Source organism: Deltaproteobacteria bacterium, assembly GCA_015233135.1.
Classification (GTDB): Bacteria; UBA10199; UBA10199; order JADFYH01; family JADFYH01; genus JADFYH01.
The window spans coordinates 1-17814 of the sequence record JADFYH010000010.1 but is presented as its reverse complement, the minus strand read 5'-3'; the positions used below and the strand labels follow the sequence as shown (position 1 = coordinate 17814).

Genomic DNA, 17814 nt, shown 5'->3' with positions numbered 1-17814 from the left:
AAGGCTGGGTTTAAGAAAATTTTAAAAGAGGAAAAGTTTTCCGGTGGGACTTAGAGATTTTTTCCTATTGAGAGGAGGAAAGGGTTTAACTTAATCGTATATTCCCCTCTCCCTTCAGGGGATGAGGAAAATGTGAGAACATTTTCGGGAGAGGGAACTGCAAGAAAACTCTTCTCACGTCTTACTCCTCACTTCTCACCTCTCCCCCCCTCACTGCACCGTAAATTCAGTATAATAAACTTTGGTGACCTTGCCTTTTTTCAACATCCGGTTAAATGCATCCTGAATATCTTCTTGCAGCAAGGCTTTGCCTCCAGACGTTAATACTTCACGCATTGAGACATCACTCAAAATAAAAAGAAGCTTGTCCTTGAGTTGAGGCTTTTTCGATTTCAGTTCGTCTATTACCTCCTGATTCGAGGCCCGGACTTGAACCCCCAACTTCAAATAATGGATAGAATTTTTGTCAAAAATATTGGCAACGATAGAATCCATTTGATAACTAAACTCTTCTTCTGCTCCTTTTTCTTCTTTACTGGGAAGCTCTTCTTTGTTCACTTCAGGGGCCGTGTTCTTTGCCTCTTTGGATTCTTCTTTCTTGTCTTCAGACTTGGCAGCCTCTTTTTTGTCGTCTTTGTTTCCCTCGTCCTTGGTGGCTTCACCCTCTTTTTTCTCCACCTTGGCCTCTTTCTTCACGTCCTTTTGATTTACAGAAGCTTTCTTTCCAGAGAGGAGAAAAAAGGCAGTGGCTCCACCTCCCAACACAACAACGACAGCAGCAATGATAATGATCATGAGTTTTTTATTCATAGTCTATTCTTCCTTTATCTTCTGACTTCTGACTTCTTACCTCTTACCTTCCTACCCACTTACCTACCCAACTGCACCAATTCTCCTAACATTTCATTGATGGCACTGATGGTTCTGGAGTTTGCCGAAAAACCTCTTTGAAAGACAACCATTTTGATCAACTCGGAAGCAATATCCACATTGGATTGCTCCAAACTGGAAGAGACGATGCCTCCTCTACCTCCCGCCGCGGGGGCATTGACAATGGCCGCACCCGAATCAGAAGTTGCCTGGAAGTTATTGCTTCCCACCCTTTTTAATCCTTCTTCATTCCCAAAGGTAGCCGTCGCAACCTGCGCCAGGGTGTGAGAGGCCCCGTTGGTAAAGGTTCCGGTAATGGTTCCATCCTTCGTAATGTCGATACTCTTGAGAGAGCCTGAGGCATAACCATCTTGGGTCAGATTAGTTAAAACAGAAGAAGATCCAAACTGTGTCACTCCATCGAGCCCAGTCCCCCCTGTACTTGTACTGCTTCCAAAATTAAAATTGATAACCTGGTTTTGAGTCGCCCCCAAAAAGTTAAATTGTGAACTGGAACCCGTCACAAAAGTGGTGGTACTCAAGGCCCCGGAGGTCCCATAAACCAGGGTGCCATGTTCTCCGATCTGATTGACCCCTGGGGTACCCGATGTCAGGTCTCCTCCATCCGCCAAGGCATACCATTCCCAATTATTGGTGGAAGCCTTACGGAAATAAACCGATACCAGGCGCGAATTGCCCAAAGAATCGTACACCGTGACCCCCGTCGAAAAATTGGAAGTCGCAGTAGGGTTCAAAGGATCAAAAGTAGCAGCGGCGGCATCATTGGAACTTAAATTGGAAACTACAGTCACTGAGGCTGTCTTGCTCGGTGGAACGGGGGTGGTTGCCACTTGAATATCCCCCACTTGCGCCGTTATTGCATTGCTGGAATTCGTCAGATAACCCTGCAGACGCTCCCCATTGGGATTCACCAGATAACCATCACTGTTGACGTTAAACTGGCCGGCTCGGCTGTAATAAGTAGAACCATCGGTGGCATTCTTCACCACGAAAAATCCGCTCCCATCAATAGCCAGATCCGTCGTAGAGCTTGTAGATTCAAATCCTCCCTGACCGAATTGCTGATTTACACCGGCAACCCGGGAACCTAAACCCCCTTGACTCCCTGCCAGGATGTCCTCAAAGCTGGCACGAGACGATTTGTATCCTACTGTGTTGACGTTGGCAATATTGTCACCCAGGGTAGAAATGGCGACACCATTGGCATTGATACCGTTTACACCGGCAAAAAGACCATTAAAAAGACTCATAAAATAATCCTCCTCATCGTGATGTGTGATGTGTCTGCGAATTCACGCAGAACCCATTACTGATCGCGTGTTAAATTCTAAGCTTGGTTAATTGAAAGCACATCTCCTATATTGATAGTTCTATTTCCCACACGAAGCATGGGAGTCCCCGAAGTGTAATCTACTCCACCGACTGTACTCTGCAGAATACCTTGAGCTGGAATAGTGGTTCCATTGGCACTTTGAGCACTGATTTGCAGGGTATACACCCCCGAAAGACCTGCACCCGTACTGTCTTTCCCGTCGAAATCGTAGTAGGCAGACCCCGCGCTTTGGTTGCTGTAATTGACGGTTCTCACCACTCTCCCCAAGGTATCAACTACATCCACCTTGACCGAGGCCGCCGGCTGCGGAAGAGAAATTCCAATTTGACTACTGACACCGCTTTGCACCTCGATTAGATTGCTCTTTGCCTCTATTCTTTTGCCAATCATGTTGACTGCATCGGAACTGGCTATATTCGATTGATTCGTTCCCATGGTTTTGAGGGTGTCATTCACATTGAACAATTGTTCCAGCTGACCAAATTGGGTCATTTGTTGGGTAAACTGATTGGGGTCTGCCGAGGGATTAAGAGGATCCTGGTTTTTGAGTTGAGCCAGAAGCAGATTCAAAAACTGATTCTTATTCAAGCTTGTCCGGTCGGTAGCCGCAGCAGCAACTGCGGTGCTCGCTGCCCCTGAAGTACTTCCTAATATTGAAGAGATATCTTGTGACATAATGTTTAAGTTATCAGTCAGCAGTTAGCAGTTAGCAGTATTTTAGCTGCCAACTCACAACTGATAACTAGTAACTGCCTTTAAACGATTTGATCCACCCCAGACGCCTGAGAATTAATCCAGCGATAGGCCGTGGGTGCTGAAACCTGTTTTTTCAAAATTTTGAAGGAAGGGTCTGACACAGACCCTTCCTCTCTATTCTTCCAGGTAGAAGAAGATTCACTTCCTACCCCTACATTAATATTGGCAAAGCCCAGACCACTTGAAGCCATGGCCTGTTTCAGTTCGACCGAATTTTGTTCCAATAATTGGCGAACATTTGGATTTTCTACAATCAGGTGAACTTTCAAGTCGTTCTTATTTTCCACATTCATTTGAATATTGATTCTTCCCCAGTCGGGTGGGGTCAGTTGAAGTTCAGCCCGACCTTCTTTCGCTTTCACAGTTACTTGAAAACTGTCTACCAGCTGACGGTGGATGGAACTTATGTCTTCGGGTTTAAAAAGAATGGGCGCCTGATTTTTTGCAAGGGCATCGCTGGCAACAGGGCCACCCAGTGCAGCAGGCCCTGCCAAAGTTTCTTTAGCAGGAGTTTGGGCCAAAGATTGAGAGAGCGTTATCTTATCGACGTCCAAATTTAAATTTTGTGCGGCCTTGCTTAGATCGACAGAAAAATTGTCCTCGGATAAAGTAGAATCTTCCAATTTCGCAAGCATCTCTTTCAGGGCCGGATTTGCCTTATCCAATGGATTCACCTGGCTCAGTTCTGCCAGCGCAGCCGCTTTCTTTTCTAAAACAGCCGCTGCCACTTTTTGATTTTGCTGTGGCTTGATTTCTTGCAACAAGTGGGAAGAAACTTCTTTTGCTTTTTCCAAGGCAGCCAAAGCGGGCGCTTTCACCTGGCCCAGCTGCAATTGTAATTTTGCTAAAACTTCTTCCTCGACAGCTGATTTTGTTTTTTGCGAATCTTTTAGTGCCTGAGAAAAAGGGCTTGGAGCACTCATTTTCTGCGCTGACAAATCTGCCGCGGTCTGAAGTGGCAGGACTGGGGCAAGCGTTGGCGCCAATTTTTCCGCTTCTATCTGAGCTGTCGGCTGACCGGTCTGGGTTTTAACATCCGTCTTTTCAGAGGCTGTTTTTTCTCCAGGAAGAACCGGAGTTTTTGTGTCCAGAGGAGCCATTTGAGTTTTAGATTGAAGCAGCTCTTGTACAAAAAGGGCCAAATAGCCTGGATCGGGCTGAAGAGCTGACGCGCCTTGCGCTTCAGCTTTTTGAACTTCTTTTGGGTTAACCGCTTCAACCTTGTCTGACTTTTGATCTCCACTTTTGTCTTCTTCTTTTTTTTCTTGCGTCTTGTTCCCTTGAGCTTTTGTATCTTTCTGCGCAGAAGAGGAAACAGCACTCTCACTCTCTTCTGTTTGTTTCTTGTCTTTCGCCGAAGCGTTCACTGAATCACTTTTCTTGCCTTCATTATTCGTCTTGGCAACATTTGTCTTGGCAACGCTCTTTTGTTCATCGCATTGTGAATTCAAAACACCCTCAAAACTATCGGGTTGATCTTCCGCCGTCGACCGCACACTCTCCGATTTAGAAAGAGGAGGATTACTGCTTCCCAAGCCCAAAATCTGATCTAAATTATTCATACTACTCCTTTATGGCTTTGCCGGATTCGCTGCATTCGCGGACTGAAGCAAACGTCTTCCAATTTCACTGGCATAGTGTTCATCCATGGCCGCCAGCACCTGACTTGAAATTTTTGGCTTCATGCGACGAATCATTTCCAAAGAGACGTTCAATGGCATTTGTTTCAAAAGTGATGCCACTTTATCGGGGCTCATGGTCTCATAAAGTTTTACCAAAAGGCTCAAACTGTCGTTGGTATCTGTTTTCTTTTTAACTTCCTTTGACAATTCTTCTCGCATTTTTCCCAACTCCAAAAGCCTGTCGCTCAACTCTTTTCTGATGCTGGTAAAATCTTGCCCGGTTTTTACCTCACGGGAAAATCTTTCCTTCTCTCGATCCAAATCAATCAAGGCCGCACCTCCGTCATTCACCAAAGAGGTTTTAGCGGGATTGTTTTGTGTGTTCTCAAAAAGAAAACTCAAATCAATGGGATAAGGCATCGATTCGGGGATGGGGCTTGCGAAACCGGGTTTGGGTATCAAGAGAAGCCCTAAGAGTAATAAGATTTTAATCTGCATTTTTTTCCCTCCATTCGTCCCGTTGTCGAATAAAACGAATTGTCGAGATCTCTCCGATCTCTTTTTGTTCCAGACGATTCATCTCCTGAAGATATTTTTGATGATCGCGTTCCTTCAAAATTTCAACTTGTCGCTTGGCTCGATAGGCGTCTTCGGTTTTTTTCAAACATTTAAAAACCTTTACCTGATGTCTGCACAAGGCCTCTTCTGTAGCCATCCGGGTCTGCTCCAGGGAAACCAGATAGGGTTCAATCCATAAACTCCATCTTTGTTCTTCGACACTCGTGCCACACTCGTTATACCGCCGTGCCCAGGTTTTTTGATTCTGTTTAATCTCTTCAATTTGGGTCTTCATTCCTGCTTCCACCTCACGCAACTGGGCAAGCTCCAGTTGAGCCTGTTTTTCTATTTCGCTGCGATAGCGAAAAAGAGACTCGAGTCTGAATTTAAATTTTTTCATGCGGCACCTTCCCAAGCCAGTTCTTTTAACCACTGCAGGGTCTTCTCATAAGGTGCGTCTTCGGATACATTTTGTTCCAGGAAATTTCGAATCTGGTCATTTTTTTGGATGGCCTTGTCTATTTCTGCATTTTTACCGGCACTATAAACTCCCATTTTGATGTAATCGGCCATCTCTTCATAAAAGGCGACGTAGCGTCGGATTTGAATCGTTTGCTTTTGATGCTCCGCACTGGTCACATGCGTCATGACACGAGAGAGACTTTGCAGGATATCGATGGGCGGATAAAATCCCTGGGTCGCAAGCTTTCGGGAAAGCACAATATGCCCATCCACAATCGAGCGTACGGAATCGGCCACGGGATCCTGAATATCATCGGCCTCCGTCAAGATGGTGTACAATCCGGTAATGCTGCCTCTTCCCTGGGTGGTTCCCACCCGTTCCAAAAGTTTGGGTAAGGTACTAAAAAGCGAGGGGGTATAACCCTTCACGGTGGGAGGCTCACCCAGGGCAAGGCCCACTTCACGAGAGGCCATTGCAAAACGGGTGAGAGAATCCATCATGAGTAAAACTTTTTTGCCTTTGTCGCGAAAAAACTCTGCGATGGTTGTGGCCACAAAGGCCGCTCTCATTCGGACAAGAGGAGGGGCATCTGAAGTGGCAATTACCACCACCGAACGGGCGAGGCCGGCTTCTCCCAGACTTTCTTCCAGAAATTCCCGCACTTCTCTTCCGCGTTCTCCAATGAGTCCAATGACATTGACATCCGCCTGTGCGCTCCGTGCCATCATCCCCATGAGGGTACTTTTTCCAACACCGGAGCCTGCCATCACCATCATGCGCATTCCCACACCACAGGTCAAAAAGGCATCGATGGCCTTTATTCCCAAACTCAAAGGTTCGTGCACGATCTGACGATTCACCGGCGAAAAGGGCGCCTTGTAAAGAGGTAAGGAAACCGTACTTAAAATAGGCCCTTTCCCATCCATCGGATAACCGCAACCATCCAGCACCCTTCCCAACAATTCCTCCGAAACCTGCACGGTGGCTTCCGAATTTAAAGGGACAATCGCATCCCCAATTTTAATTCCACTCGTAGAGCCAATCGGCATCAACACGGCATGATTCCCTTTGAGACCAATCACCTCTGCAAGAATCGATTTCCCCTCGTGCGATTGAATTTCACAGGCAGCGCCCACCGGCACATCCATTAGGGAACCCTCGATAATCAAACCCAGCACTTGTGTGACTTTGCCGGCCACAAAAGTTTCTGGCATTTGAGCCAGGCGCACCTCTAATTGTTCAAAAGGACTTTGAATCATGAGTTGTGGTAGAGCTCCTTTTTGAGCCATTCTATATTCAGAAAGGGATTTTCCTGATATTGGTGCAGAGAAGTTTCAAAAATAAATGAATTCTCTTGCACACTCTCTTCTTCTTTCACGACGATCTGATACTTGCTTTCGAGCTCCAAAACAAAATCAGGGAATTTTTCCTTCATCCACTGCAGATTGTTCGGATGAAGCAGCAATTTTTTTTCACTCTCTCCGTGAGTTTTTTGAACCAGATTCAGTATCAAGTCTTTCAAGCGTTCCGGCTTTAATTGTAATTCTTCTCTCAGCACCGCCTCTGCTATTTTAAAAACTACTTCCGAAAAATGCTGAACCGCTTCCTGTTTCCATTCTTCCATCTGCCCCTTTTGTGCTTGAAGCATTTTTTCAAAGGACTGAAGCTTCTCATGCAGCAGATTTTTTTCTTCCTCCAAAAGTTTTTTTGCCTGCTCCAAAGACTCCCTTTCTTTTTCCAGTGGATCTTTTTTTCCAAAAACGAGTCTCCGCTCTCCCTCTTTAAGTTCCGAAGAATTCAAGCTCTGCTGTTGGTAAAGCATCTCCTGCAGGGAAATCTCCTGATAGGAATCCCCCAGACTTGAAAGAGAAGGTTTTTTCGGAACTTCCAATCCCTGATTAATGAAATCCATATCCTAATCTTCCTTGATGGGGGTTAGACTCATTTTTTCCTGCTTGATGAGTTCCTTGGCCTCTTTCAAAACCGTTTCCTGGGCGCTTTCAATGGCCTCCACTTTTTGGGGAGGCATAACGTCCATGTCTTCCTTTAAGATCGTTGAGGCCTTCTGAGACATATTGCTAAAAATTTTATTTTTGAGGGCTTCTGGGGCATCTTTTAAAGCCACTTTGAGGTCATCCATTTTCACCGTCTTCAACAACTCCCGAATACCCGCGTCATCAGACCTTTCCAGGTCTTCCAGCGTAAACATTTTTTTATTAATCGCGAGACCCAAGTAAGCATCTTTTTTTGAAATCTCTTCCAGAATTTGAGTGGATTTTTCCTCCTTTAAAGTTTTGAGAAGGAGGATCGTATCTTGCAATCCGCTTAAATTAATCTCCTCTTCCGTTTTTTCTTTTTCCCCCTCGGCTGAAAGAGGCTTCTTCTCCCTGAGCAAAACTTTGATATCCTCCACAGCCTTCGAAGAAATCTTCTCCAGCTGGGCCATTCGGATATAGACCTCGATTTGAATGCTTCCCTCCAACTCTGCCAAAACCTTCTTTGCCACCGAACGCTTCGAATAATTCATGATGAGGGCAATCACTTGAGGATGTTCCTCCTTCACAGCCTCGAGAAGAGCCTCAAATGAAAATTCGTTGATCAACTTTTTTAAACCCGTTTTTTCTTCTTCCGATGCAGGAGTAAAAAAGGCGCCTAACAGACTCCCACTGCGCTCGGGAGGCAGGGTTTGATGAAGCATTTTCTCCAGGGCATGTTTGCCGTCAATGTTGAGGACCTCGGAGGCATCGTCGGAGGAGTCGACACCATCCGAGAATTCATCCAGTACTTGTTGAATGAGATTGGAAGGAACATTTTGAATTCCCAGCAAGGCATTGCCTATTTTTCGGATATCCTCATCGGAGAGTTCCTTCATCAAACTCCCCGCGGCCTCTTCACCCATGGACAAAACCAGCAGGGCTGCCTTTTCGTGATTCTTAATAGTACTCGCGGGAGCCGGAGTCGCTGTCGCTAAATTTGCCATAGTATATCCATCCCTATTCTAACCATTTCCGAATAGCCGCTGTCGCAGCCACAGGATTGACACGGACCAGTTGATTCACATCAGAACCCGATTGCAGTGCGGCCCTTTTTGCCCGGGGCCCTAAAATCCTTTGAGAGGCCCCATTCCAGCTGGCAATTAAAGGCCGGACCACCAGCAAGAAGACCAACAGCAGCGCTACTACAATCAACACATTGGCAATCACCGATATAATAAAGCCATTGCTATTCTTTTGTTTGTACCAGGCTTCGCTGCTCGCATCGAGTTGCGCATCTACAGCCTGGAAGGCAAGATTGGTAATTTTCACCTGATCTCCGCGTGCCTGAGTAAAGCCGATGGCGCCCTTCACCAGTTCATCGATGCGGGTCAATTCTTCAGCCGCACGAGGCGTGTATTGTTTCTTGCCTGCCTTATCGGCGACATAATTTCCATCGACCAGGATCGCCACGGAAAGACTCTTGATCGCCCCAATAGGTGTGATGAGTTTCTTCACCGTTTTACTCACTTCGTAACTGGTCTGTTCTACGTTCTCATCGGCCTGAGAATTTGCACCATTCGCATTTCCACTCCCTGCTGCACTATTGGCATTGTCCGCTTCACTCTTCTTATTTTTGGTTTTTGACTCCTGCAACACCGCGGTTCGGTTTGGATCCACAGTTTCCTCGGTCGTTTCAGAGCGAGTAAAGTCGATGTCCGCTGTAACGCGTGCCATGACTTTACCCACTCCAACGACAGGAGAGAGAAGATCGACAATTCGATGTTCCAAATTCTTTTCGATTTGATTTTTCTGATTGTAGGCCTGTCCTCCCGCGACACTGCTGGCATCTCCTGCGGGAGAAGAAAGCAGGCGACCTTCACTATCGACAACAGTCACATTTGAGGAATCCAGGCCTTCAACCGCGCTGGCCACCAAATGAGTAATGGATTGAACCGTGTTTTCTGGAAGGGCACCACTTCTTCCCAATTTCAAAATAACCGAAGCAGAAGCCGCTTGCTGACTTTGAGAAAAGATGGATTTCTCTGGAAGCACCAGATGCACCCTGGCCTTTTCCACTTCTCTCAAACTTAAAATGGTACGCGTCAGCTCTCCTTCAAGGGCCCGCTGAAAATTGATGTGTTGTTCAAAATCGGATTTTCCAAAACCCGCCTTATCGAAAATCTCAAAACCCACTCCTCCAAAACGCGGCAGGCCTTCTTCTGCCATTTTCATTCTGATTTTTAAAACGTCTGCCCCAGGAACCATGACAGTTCTCTGGGTTTGATCCACCTGATAAGCGGTGCCCTGTTTATCCAGACGGGCGACGATGGCACCCAGGTCTTCCGAATTCATGTTAGTAAACAGGGGTTCATAGCTCACCTTTCCCGACAAACTCACCAGGTAACTAATCGCCGAGATGGCAACAATCAGGGTAGCCAAGATAGTAATTTTTCGAACCAGGGTTAAAGAGGTTAAAAATTCGCGCAGCTGTTCAAAGAAATTTGACATTTTTGTCCCCCAAAGAATTCCACCCTCTTAAGCTAAGAGGGGGCAGGGGGAGTTATGGCAATTGGCATCCAATTGAAACATAACCCCTCCCAACCTCCCCTTAGCTTAAGGGGAGGAGCGTACCATCCATCAAACCTGCATTCTCATAATCTCGTTGTAGGCCTCTAAAACCTTGTTGCGCACCTGGGTCATGAACCTAAAATGAAGATCGGCTGTTTCCATTTGGATCATCACTTCATGAAGATCATGCTTCCCATTCGCCAGGTGTTCTTGAGCCATGTTTGAGGACTTCAATAAATCCGCATTCACTTTTTCAATTCCCTTCATTAAAAGGTCTTTGAAGCTTTCACCTTGAAGACCTTCTTCTCCCAACAGATTATTTTTGGGAGCCTCCAGAAATTGACCTATCCCCAGCTCGGTATTCAGGTTTGTTAGATTTTCTATCTTCATAATCGCCTCCTCCTTTTACAGTTACGTCGTCAAATCTATACCGAACCCATATCCAGGGTTCTCATAAACATCGTTTTTGCTTCACTAAACACACTCATGTTCGCTTCGTAAGCACTTGAAGCGGCCATCATATTCACCATTTCTTGCGTGGTACTTATGTTCGGCATCTTCACAAAGCCTTTTGTATCGGCGTCCGGATTTTGGGGATCGTACATAGAAATAAAATCCTCACCCGATTTCTGAACACTTGAAACTTGGGGAGCCTTCACATCGGCCTTTTTGAGATAGGCCTCAAAGCTTTCCTGCATGCCCACAGGAATGCTTCCTATCATTAAGCTTTTCTTTCGATAGGGCCCCCCTTCCGGTGTACGCGTGGTGCTCACGTTGGCCAAATTTTCTGCAGCAACATTCAATCTGTCCTTTTGAACACTCATTCCTGCAGAACTTAAATTAAAACTGGTTAATAAACTCATGTGAATAAGTTGCCAGTCGCCAGTTCTCAGTTCTCAGTGAGTCTCGCCCAACTGTTAACTGATAACTGCTATCTGATAACTACCTCTAAGCCCCCGTGCTCGCATAACGCTGCAGGGCTAATTGTTTCGAAATAATTTTAACCGTGGCCAGGTACTGCATGGCATTTTGAGTCATATCCGAAAGCTCCTGGTCCAGCTTCACATTATTTCCTCGAGAGTTGAGTTCCGCGTTTGAATTCTTGATCTTGACATCCAGTTTCCAAGGATTATCGTTTTCCATGGAATTGAAAATCTCTTCCCCTTTTTTTAAGGCCTTATCCAATTCTGCCTTAAAGGAAATTTCCTTGGCCTTAAAATTCGACGTGGCCAGATTTGCAATATTGGAAGCATGCAAAGACTGGTTCGCCACTCGAAAGCCCAACAACTTCTGCCCAAGCCCCATTAGGGATTCAAAATCATTTGCCATAAAAACCTCCTGTTTCAGACCTCACCCTGTGCTACAGTGCAAAGCGCGTACCTAAATCTGCTAGTGTTTAAGAATATAGTGATATCAATAAATTAGGAGTGTTGTCGGATGAAATATGAAATTGGTAAGGAATAGTAAGAGAGGAAAAAATTTCCTGCGTTGCAAGGAAAGGAATGAAAAAAAATATTATTCTAAGCCTCTACGTGAAACAGCGATTTGATTTCCTGAATTTCTTCAGGGCTAGGAACGGCTTCATCTGGTCTGAAAAACACACTGCCATCTGAAGCAAGTCTCCAGCCTTTCAACTGAAAGGCCTCAGTTGCCGTTTTATGGAAAGCCACCACTTCTTCTCCAGTCCATTGATCAGTTGAGATAACCCCCACGCGTTTTTCGTTATAATCTTCGTAACGATAATCTTTATTAATCCAACCCTTTTCTTCGCACATATCGTGAAAACGTGTTCCTGGCCAAGGCGTGAGAATATTGAATTCAATACTATTGGCTGGTAAATTCAAGGCAAAGGCTAAGGTCTCTTGCATGTTTTTTAAACTCTCTCCGGGAATTCCTACCATGAAATAGGCATGGGTTTTAATGCCATACAAATCCGCCATTGCAAAATTCTCACGCGTTTTTTCTAAGTTGATTCTTTTATGGAGCACCTCGTCGACGATGTACTGATTGCCCGATTCTACGCCAATTGCCAGTCGTGTGATGTTCATATCTTTATAAGCCCTTAAGATATCTTCATCGATCAGCTTTGAAAAAGCATTGCAGTGAAACTGAAAATCAAGATCCGCCTTTTTCACTAAATCATGATATTCCAAAAACCATTTCTTATTGAAAGGAAATTCGGAATCCACAAAACCAAAATAATTCTGCCCATATTCCCGATTGAGCAGAATCATTTCATCGACAACATTTTGAGGGCTTCTCATGCGGAATGAAAAAAGATTTCTCAAATAAGGTTGGCAATTGAAACAAGCAAAAGGACAACCTCGAGAGGCAGAAATGGAACGAAATGGATTTTGTTTTTCCAAATTGCCGTGGTCAAAAATACGTTGATTAGGAAAAGGCAATTCGTCGAGATGAAATTTTGTATTTGCCGGCAGACCCTTCACTTCACCCTTCTCCAGAAAGTAAACACCGGGAATAGCCACCGAATAAGGATTTTCAGATTCCACCAATTCTGAAAAAGGTCTTTCACCCTCTCCCACAACAACAAAATCAATTTTGTCCGAGATAAATAGAGAATCTTTTACCTTCATCGAAGGATGAGGGCCCCCTACAACCACCTTAATCTTTGGATTTTTTTCTTTTACCCATTCTACTAGAACACGCACTTGGGAAATGAAGGCCGTTAGACAAGTAATTCCTACATAATCAAAACGATCGAAATCAATGTTTCCCACTGGGTCCACTACTAAATTGTAGGCTTCCACATAATGTCCGCGAGACTGTAGCATAGAAGCGATGTAGGCGAGTCCCAAGGGAACTTTTCCCATCACAAAACCTTCTTCAAATTTGGGAAAGAGTAAGAGAATATTTTTAGTCTTATGCACAGCCATATAAACCACCCCTCAGATAGAGAACAACCCGGGTTACAACGGAGCAATATCCATACCCTTATTTTTAACGATTATTAATTAATTGAATTCAAAAACTTTTTCTTTGTGAAATTGAAAAAATCTTTTTTTTAGCTCAGGAATTTTTTACCCCAACCAAAACTCTTCCCCCTGTTCCCAGGTAATCTCCAATGGAGAATAAGTTCTCAGCTGATTATAAAGGTCAGGATCTTTGGTTTCTACCGAGCCCACATAACCCTCTCCACTTGCCTGCCAACGCGTTTGAGTAAGTTCCATTTTCTGGACACTCTCCAATTCCTTTTCAGGGGCTGAAGCAGTTTCTGCAGATTTTGATGTGTTTTTTTTCAATTGTTTACCCATTCTGTAGAATGAAACGGCGCTTTGTTAGAAAAAATAAAGGGAAATATTTTCCGATTAACAGTCTTTATCAAATCAAAACAATTCAAAACAATTTTAAAAAAGTATAGAGATGTCTTAGGGTTAATCCTGTATTATTTTACTAGGCACGCATGGCATTGAACTTGCTGAATTAATATTTGAGAAGCAGTTCCCATTGTGGGGGCAATTCATGAATTGCCCCTACGCGTATCACTTAAAAGGAAACAAATTTATGGGCCTCTTAAAAGGCAAGACAATACTCATCACCGGCGGGACAGGTTCCTTTGGTCAGAAGTGCGTGGAAATCCTATTAAAAGAACATCAGCCCGAAAAAATCATCATCTACAGCCGTGATGAACTCAAACAAATGCTCATGCAGGAAAAATTTGAACATCCTTCCATGAGATACTTTATTGGCGATGTACGTGACAAAGAAAGAATTCGACGCGCGTTGGATGGCGTGGATTATGTCATTCATGCCGCAGCCCTCAAACAGGTTCCGGCCATTGAATACAATCCTTTTGAAGCCATACGCACCAATGTCATCGGCGCCTACAATGTAATCTCTTCGGCCATCGATGCGGGGGTTCGAAAGATTATTGCGATGTCTACCGATAAAGCCGCGAACCCTATCAATCTCTACGGGGCCACGAAACTATGCTCCGATAAAATTTTCATCTCGGCCAATAATCTTTCTGGTAAACACCCTGCCCGTTTTTCGGTAGTGCGTTATGGAAATGTCGCCGGCAGTCGCGGAAGCGTGATCCCTCTTTTCCTCCGAAAAAAATCGACGGGGGTATTGCCGGTTACCGATGCTCGCATGACACGTTTTGTCATTACCCTCGACCAAGGCGTGCGCTTTGTGTTGCGCAGTTTTGAGATGATGCAGGGCGGAGAAATTTTTGTGCCCAAAATTCCAAGCGTCTACATTACCGATGTCGCCAAGGCGGTAGCCCCCGAGTGTGATATTAAAATTACAGGGATTAGGCCTGGTGAAAAATTGCACGAAGTGATGATTACCGAAGACGACTCCCGGCAAACCTTGGAGTTTCCTGATTTCTATCTGATTCAGCCCCAGTTTCACTGGTGGAATGCGGGCTATTATGTCTCCATCGGTGGCTACCAAACTCAAGTCTGCGAAGAGGGATTTTCCTATGCCAGCAACACAAACAAACATTGGCTTTCAGTCCAGGACATCCAAAATCTTCTCCAAAAAAACCCCGTTGAATCTGAGTTGCTTGAAGGGAAAAAATGAAGATCAAGCGATGAAAAAAATTCCTTATTCCCGTCAACACCTCGATGAGGAAGACATTCAAGCAGTCTGCGAAGTACTGCGCTCAGACACCCTCACTCAAGGCCCCAAGGTATTGGAATTTGAAAAGGCCTTGGCCAAAACTTGTGAGGCCAAATATGCTGTGGCCTTTGCAAACGGCACCGCTGCCCTGCATGCCGCTTGTGCCGCTTTGGGCGTGAAAGAAGGCGATGAAGGCATTGTTCCTCCCCTCTCTTTTGCGGCTACAGCCAATTGTCTTTTATATGTGGGCGCTCAGCCCTTGTTTACTGATGTGAGTGCAGGTCTACCACAAATAAACGTAGCTTCTATTCAAAAACAAATCTCGCCTAAAACAAAAATTATCATTCCTGTGCATTTTGCAGGCTCCACGGCTCCCGTGCCTGAAATTCATCAACTGGCCAAAAAAGAAAATTTATTAATTTTAGAAGATGCCTGTCATGCCCTGGGAGCCAGCTATTGGAGCGAAAACGAAAAACGTTACATCAAGGTAGGCTCCTGTACCCATAGCCATGCCACGGCTTTCAGTTTTCACCCCGTTAAAAATATCACCACTGGAGAAGGGGGAGCGGTAACGACGAACGATGAAGAGCTGTATCAAAAATTAAAAAGTTTCAGACAACATGGAATCGTTCTTTCAGACCCTGAACAGCAAAAGCCGGGCTGGTACTATGAAATGCAAGACCTGGGCTACAATTATCGACTCACAGAGATTCAAGCGGCCTTGGGCCTTTCACAACTGAAAAAACTTGAAAAATTTTGCAACCTCCGCGAAGAAAAATTTGAATACTACCGCACTGCCTTCGAAAATTTTTCGCCAGCAGAATTATTAATCCCTCCCGATGGCGTAAAGAGTGCCTTTCACCTGGCCATACTCAAACTGCGCGATGCCAAAAAACGAGACGGTCTTTTCAGTTATCTGAGAGGAAAACAAATCTTCTGCCAATTGCATTACATCCCCATCTATCGACATCCCTATTACCGCCAACACGCCCATTTTCGGCCCAAAGACTTCCCGCAAAGCGAAGACTATTTTGAAAAGGCAATTTCGATTCCGCTTTATCCTTACTTGAAAAGAGAAGAACAAGATTATGTGATCGAGTGCATTCACCATTTTTTTAACAGGACTATCTGTGAATAACGAAGAGGATATCTGTAAAATTGAATTGTCTCTAAATGCCCCTCGCCAGAGCTTAAATTTGCGTATTCTTTGGCCCAACAAAATGGAAGAGCAGCAAGAGTTTCTGATTAAAAATGGCGAAGTTGATCTCAATAGCCTTTACCTGTGGATATTATCCCACTGCAAAAAAATATTTGAATGGGAAGAAATCCCCCACGACATACAATTCACCATAGACCACCAATTCAATAAGATCCCTGAAATACTTCAGGTTTGCCAAAAAATAATGAATGTTTTGGCAGCCACCTTAAATAAAATTAAGGAAAATCGTTTTTTGAAAGAGGAATTTAGGACATTTGAAGGAAAGTTGTTTTATAACATCGATGATCATGCTCCCTTAAAAGATCTCTACGAAAAAATTAAAGAGAAACACCCTGATCAGGCATTTTACCTAAATGCAAAATCGGGTTGGAATAAATTAAAACGCTGCTGGGAAACCTCAGAGCATTACAGTAGCGAACAACTCATTCATTTAATTCGTGAGAAGAGAATTAAAACACTCTACTCGGTAAATTGTCATTACCTGGAAAACATTTTGAGTAAAGAAAAGCTGCTCCTGTGCCCACTCCTCAAACATCTAGGACTCGAGTTTACCACCTTGGATTATGACACCTATGAACTCCTTCCCGATGGTTTCTGGACCAAGGCCCTTTTTAATACCCCTGGATTTAGGCGTTTCTCGACCATGCCTAATATCTCCAAATTTTTTGATCAACATTTGAATCACAAGGAACTTCGCTATTTTTCTTTTTCCAGCATTCAAAATCCTAAAGAGCTGATCCAAAACCCTCAAGAAGATTGCGAAATCCTGTTTACTGCCCACGCACGAGCTCCGGATCTCTTGAGTAAACTGCCACAAGTGCTGCATTATCTTCACTTTGTCGATTCTGAGAAACCCTTCGAAGATTATCAACTCCTCTACTATGCCATCTGTCATCTTTTGCTCCATTCGCATAAATTAAATTTAGAAGAGAAAATAAAGCATTTTTATTTTTTTTCACACCTCTACCTCAATACCTTGAGCTTGCTAAAATATGAAGTGATCTCCGGAATCCAGTCCAAAAAAGTTTCTCTTCACGGAGATGCTGCCTGGAAGCATCTTTTCCCAGAATATTATTGTGAGAAGTATTTGAATAAAGAGGAAATAAAGGAAAAACTGGAAGGCGGAAAGGCCCTCTATCTCCTGATGAATCAAAACTATTCCTATTTTGAAAACAATCCGGTTTTCTTACAGGCTATCAATTGTGCAGGCCCCTATCTATGTTTCCCAGCGGTAACCGTAACTCCCGAGTTAGAGGGTTTACGTTTACCGGAATACAAAAACATCAATGAACTCAACCAAAAACTCAATCACCTTTCGGATATTTTTGGTAGTGTGGAATATCAAACTTCACTGTTAAGGCTTAAAACGTATATCCATAGCTGCTCTGAAAATTTCTATGAGCAAATCGATTCAAAAAAACCAATTCTTAATCTCTACCAGAGTTTTTGCGACGAACACGAAAAGTTATATTTGAATTCCGTGGACATATATCTGAAGAAAAATTTTTATAAGGTGACTCAATGCATGGACGAACTGATGAACAAAAAACGCGAGGAATTTCAAATTCATCAGTATAGCTATTTTCATAAGCCCTATATTCAAAATCTGTTAAGCAACTTTGGCCGGAACGCTTCATGAAAATACTTTTTCTAATCCAACCATTTGAAAGAGTGAAATTATATGACCGAAAATATGAATAAAGATTTTAATGTATGCAAAATTGAATTGTCTCTAAATGCCCCTCGCCAGAGCTTAAATTTGCGTATTCTTTGGCCAAACAAAATGGAAGAGCAGCAAGAGTTTCTGATTAAAAATGGTGAAGTTGCTCTCAATAGCCTTTACC

The 17814-nt window shown here is 44.1% G+C and carries 19 protein-coding genes; 4 read left to right on the top strand and 15 right to left on the bottom strand.

Annotated elements, in window-relative coordinates:
• Positions 1-210: 210 nt before the first annotated feature.
• From HQM15_04810 to HQM15_04740, 15 genes are all read right to left on the bottom strand, one after another.
• Positions 211-810 carry a flagellar basal body-associated FliL family protein gene (locus HQM15_04810; GenBank protein MBF0492079.1) on the bottom strand — a complete coding sequence of 200 codons (600 nt, stop codon included), beginning with the start codon at positions 808-810 and terminating at the stop codon, positions 211-213.
• 59 nt (positions 811-869) lie between these two features.
• Positions 870-2141 (bottom strand): flagellar hook protein FlgE, encoded by a 1272-nt coding sequence (locus HQM15_04805; GenBank protein MBF0492078.1) that lies wholly within the window; start codon positions 2139-2141, stop codon positions 870-872.
• A gap of 77 nt (positions 2142-2218) precedes the next feature.
• A complete protein-coding gene (locus tag HQM15_04800; GenBank protein ID MBF0492077.1) occupies positions 2219-2899 on the bottom strand; it encodes a flagellar hook assembly protein FlgD in 681 nt (226 codons plus the stop codon).
• 80 nt (positions 2900-2979) lie between these two features.
• The gene (locus HQM15_04795; protein ID MBF0492076.1) at positions 2980-4542 is read right to left on the bottom strand and encodes a flagellar hook-length control protein FliK; all 1563 of its coding nucleotides are present in this window, start codon (positions 4540-4542) and stop codon (positions 2980-2982) included.
• 9 nt (positions 4543-4551) lie between these two features.
• The gene (locus tag HQM15_04790) at positions 4552-5100 is read right to left on the bottom strand and encodes a hypothetical protein (protein ID MBF0492075.1); all 549 of its coding nucleotides are present in this window, start codon (positions 5098-5100) and stop codon (positions 4552-4554) included.
• Positions 5090-5560, bottom strand: a complete 471-nt coding sequence (locus tag HQM15_04785) for a hypothetical protein (protein ID MBF0492074.1) — start codon at positions 5558-5560, stop codon at positions 5090-5092. Before HQM15_04785 ends, HQM15_04790 begins: the two co-directional genes overlap by 11 nt.
• Complete coding sequence (locus tag HQM15_04780; GenBank protein MBF0492073.1) at positions 5557-6882, bottom strand: FliI/YscN family ATPase; 1326 nt, start codon at positions 6880-6882, stop codon at positions 5557-5559. Before HQM15_04780 ends, HQM15_04785 begins: the two co-directional genes overlap by 4 nt.
• Positions 6879-7535: a hypothetical protein gene (locus tag HQM15_04775; GenBank protein MBF0492072.1), complete on the bottom strand. Its 657-nt coding sequence runs from the start codon at positions 7533-7535 to the stop codon at positions 6879-6881. Before HQM15_04775 ends, HQM15_04780 begins: the two co-directional genes overlap by 4 nt.
• A gap of 3 nt (positions 7536-7538) precedes the next feature.
• Positions 7539-8603, bottom strand: a complete 1065-nt coding sequence (locus tag HQM15_04770; protein ID MBF0492071.1) for a hypothetical protein — start codon at positions 8601-8603, stop codon at positions 7539-7541.
• Positions 8604-8616: 13 nt separating this feature from the next.
• Positions 8617-10107 carry a flagellar M-ring protein FliF gene (fliF, locus tag HQM15_04765; protein ID MBF0492070.1) on the bottom strand — a complete coding sequence of 497 codons (1491 nt, stop codon included), beginning with the start codon at positions 10105-10107 and terminating at the stop codon, positions 8617-8619.
• 129 nt (positions 10108-10236) lie between these two features.
• Positions 10237-10557, bottom strand: a complete 321-nt coding sequence (gene fliE / locus HQM15_04760; GenBank protein ID MBF0492069.1) for a flagellar hook-basal body complex protein FliE — start codon at positions 10555-10557, stop codon at positions 10237-10239.
• A 35-nt stretch (positions 10558-10592) separates the two neighbouring features.
• On the bottom strand, positions 10593-11030 hold the full coding sequence (gene flgC / locus HQM15_04755; GenBank protein MBF0492068.1) for a flagellar basal body rod protein FlgC: 438 nt from the start codon (positions 11028-11030) through the stop codon (positions 10593-10595).
• Between the two features lie 85 nt (positions 11031-11115).
• Positions 11116-11496, bottom strand: a complete 381-nt coding sequence (gene flgB / locus HQM15_04750) for a flagellar basal body rod protein FlgB (protein MBF0492067.1) — start codon at positions 11494-11496, stop codon at positions 11116-11118.
• Positions 11497-11687: 191 nt separating this feature from the next.
• Positions 11688-13061: a B12-binding domain-containing radical SAM protein gene (locus tag HQM15_04745; GenBank protein ID MBF0492066.1), complete on the bottom strand. Its 1374-nt coding sequence runs from the start codon at positions 13059-13061 to the stop codon at positions 11688-11690.
• Positions 13062-13205: 144 nt separating this feature from the next.
• Positions 13206-13427, bottom strand: coding sequence for a hypothetical protein (locus tag HQM15_04740; protein MBF0492065.1), 222 nt, complete (start codon positions 13425-13427; stop codon positions 13206-13208).
• Positions 13428-13689: 262 nt separating this feature from the next.
• Here HQM15_04740 and pseB point away from each other — a divergent pair, with 262 nt between their 5' ends.
• The 4 genes from pseB to HQM15_04720 all read left to right on the top strand — a co-directional run.
• Positions 13690-14712, top strand: a complete 1023-nt coding sequence (gene pseB / locus HQM15_04735) for a UDP-N-acetylglucosamine 4,6-dehydratase (inverting) (GenBank protein MBF0492064.1) — start codon at positions 13690-13692, stop codon at positions 14710-14712.
• 10 nt (positions 14713-14722) lie between these two features.
• A complete protein-coding gene (pseC, locus tag HQM15_04730; GenBank protein MBF0492063.1) occupies positions 14723-15889 on the top strand; it encodes a UDP-4-amino-4,6-dideoxy-N-acetyl-beta-L-altrosamine transaminase in 1167 nt (388 codons plus the stop codon).
• On the top strand, positions 15882-17609 hold the full coding sequence (locus HQM15_04725) for a hypothetical protein (protein MBF0492062.1): 1728 nt from the start codon (positions 15882-15884) through the stop codon (positions 17607-17609). Before pseC ends, HQM15_04725 begins: the two co-directional genes overlap by 8 nt.
• Before the next feature lie 42 nt (positions 17610-17651).
• The coding region (locus tag HQM15_04720; GenBank protein MBF0492061.1) for a hypothetical protein at positions 17652-17814 on the top strand (163 nt) is incomplete at its 3' end.

Excerpts from the sequence above, each read along its gene's own strand:
- HQM15_04810 (MBF0492079.1), bottom strand. The coding sequence starts at position 810 with ATGAATAAAAAACTCATGATCATTATCATTGCTGCTGTCGTTGTTGTG.
- HQM15_04805 (MBF0492078.1), bottom strand. The coding sequence starts at position 2,141 with ATGAGTCTTTTTAATGGTCTTTTTGCCGGTGTAAACGGTATCAATGCC.
- HQM15_04800 (MBF0492077.1), bottom strand. The coding sequence starts at position 2,899 with ATGTCACAAGATATCTCTTCAATATTAGGAAGTACTTCAGGGGCAGCG.
- HQM15_04795 (MBF0492076.1), bottom strand. The coding sequence starts at position 4,542 with ATGAATAATTTAGATCAGATTTTGGGCTTGGGAAGCAGTAATCCTCCT.
- HQM15_04790 (MBF0492075.1), bottom strand. The coding sequence starts at position 5,100 with ATGCAGATTAAAATCTTATTACTCTTAGGGCTTCTCTTGATACCCAAA.
- HQM15_04785 (MBF0492074.1), bottom strand. The coding sequence starts at position 5,560 with ATGAAAAAATTTAAATTCAGACTCGAGTCTCTTTTTCGCTATCGCAGC.
- HQM15_04780 (MBF0492073.1), bottom strand. The coding sequence starts at position 6,882 with ATGATTCAAAGTCCTTTTGAACAATTAGAGGTGCGCCTGGCTCAAATG.
- HQM15_04775 (MBF0492072.1), bottom strand. The coding sequence starts at position 7,535 with ATGGATTTCATTAATCAGGGATTGGAAGTTCCGAAAAAACCTTCTCTT.
- HQM15_04770 (MBF0492071.1), bottom strand. The coding sequence starts at position 8,603 with ATGGCAAATTTAGCGACAGCGACTCCGGCTCCCGCGAGTACTATTAAG.
- fliF (MBF0492070.1), bottom strand. The coding sequence starts at position 10,107 with ATGTCAAATTTCTTTGAACAGCTGCGCGAATTTTTAACCTCTTTAACC.
- fliE (MBF0492069.1), bottom strand. The coding sequence starts at position 10,557 with ATGAAGATAGAAAATCTAACAAACCTGAATACCGAGCTGGGGATAGGT.
- flgC (MBF0492068.1), bottom strand. The coding sequence starts at position 11,030 with ATGAGTTTATTAACCAGTTTTAATTTAAGTTCTGCAGGAATGAGTGTT.
- flgB (MBF0492067.1), bottom strand. The coding sequence starts at position 11,496 with ATGGCAAATGATTTTGAATCCCTAATGGGGCTTGGGCAGAAGTTGTTG.
- HQM15_04745 (MBF0492066.1), bottom strand. The coding sequence starts at position 13,061 with ATGGCTGTGCATAAGACTAAAAATATTCTCTTACTCTTTCCCAAATTT.
- pseB (MBF0492064.1), top strand. The coding sequence starts at position 13,690 with ATGGGCCTCTTAAAAGGCAAGACAATACTCATCACCGGCGGGACAGGT.
- pseC (MBF0492063.1), top strand. The coding sequence starts at position 14,723 with ATGAAAAAAATTCCTTATTCCCGTCAACACCTCGATGAGGAAGACATT.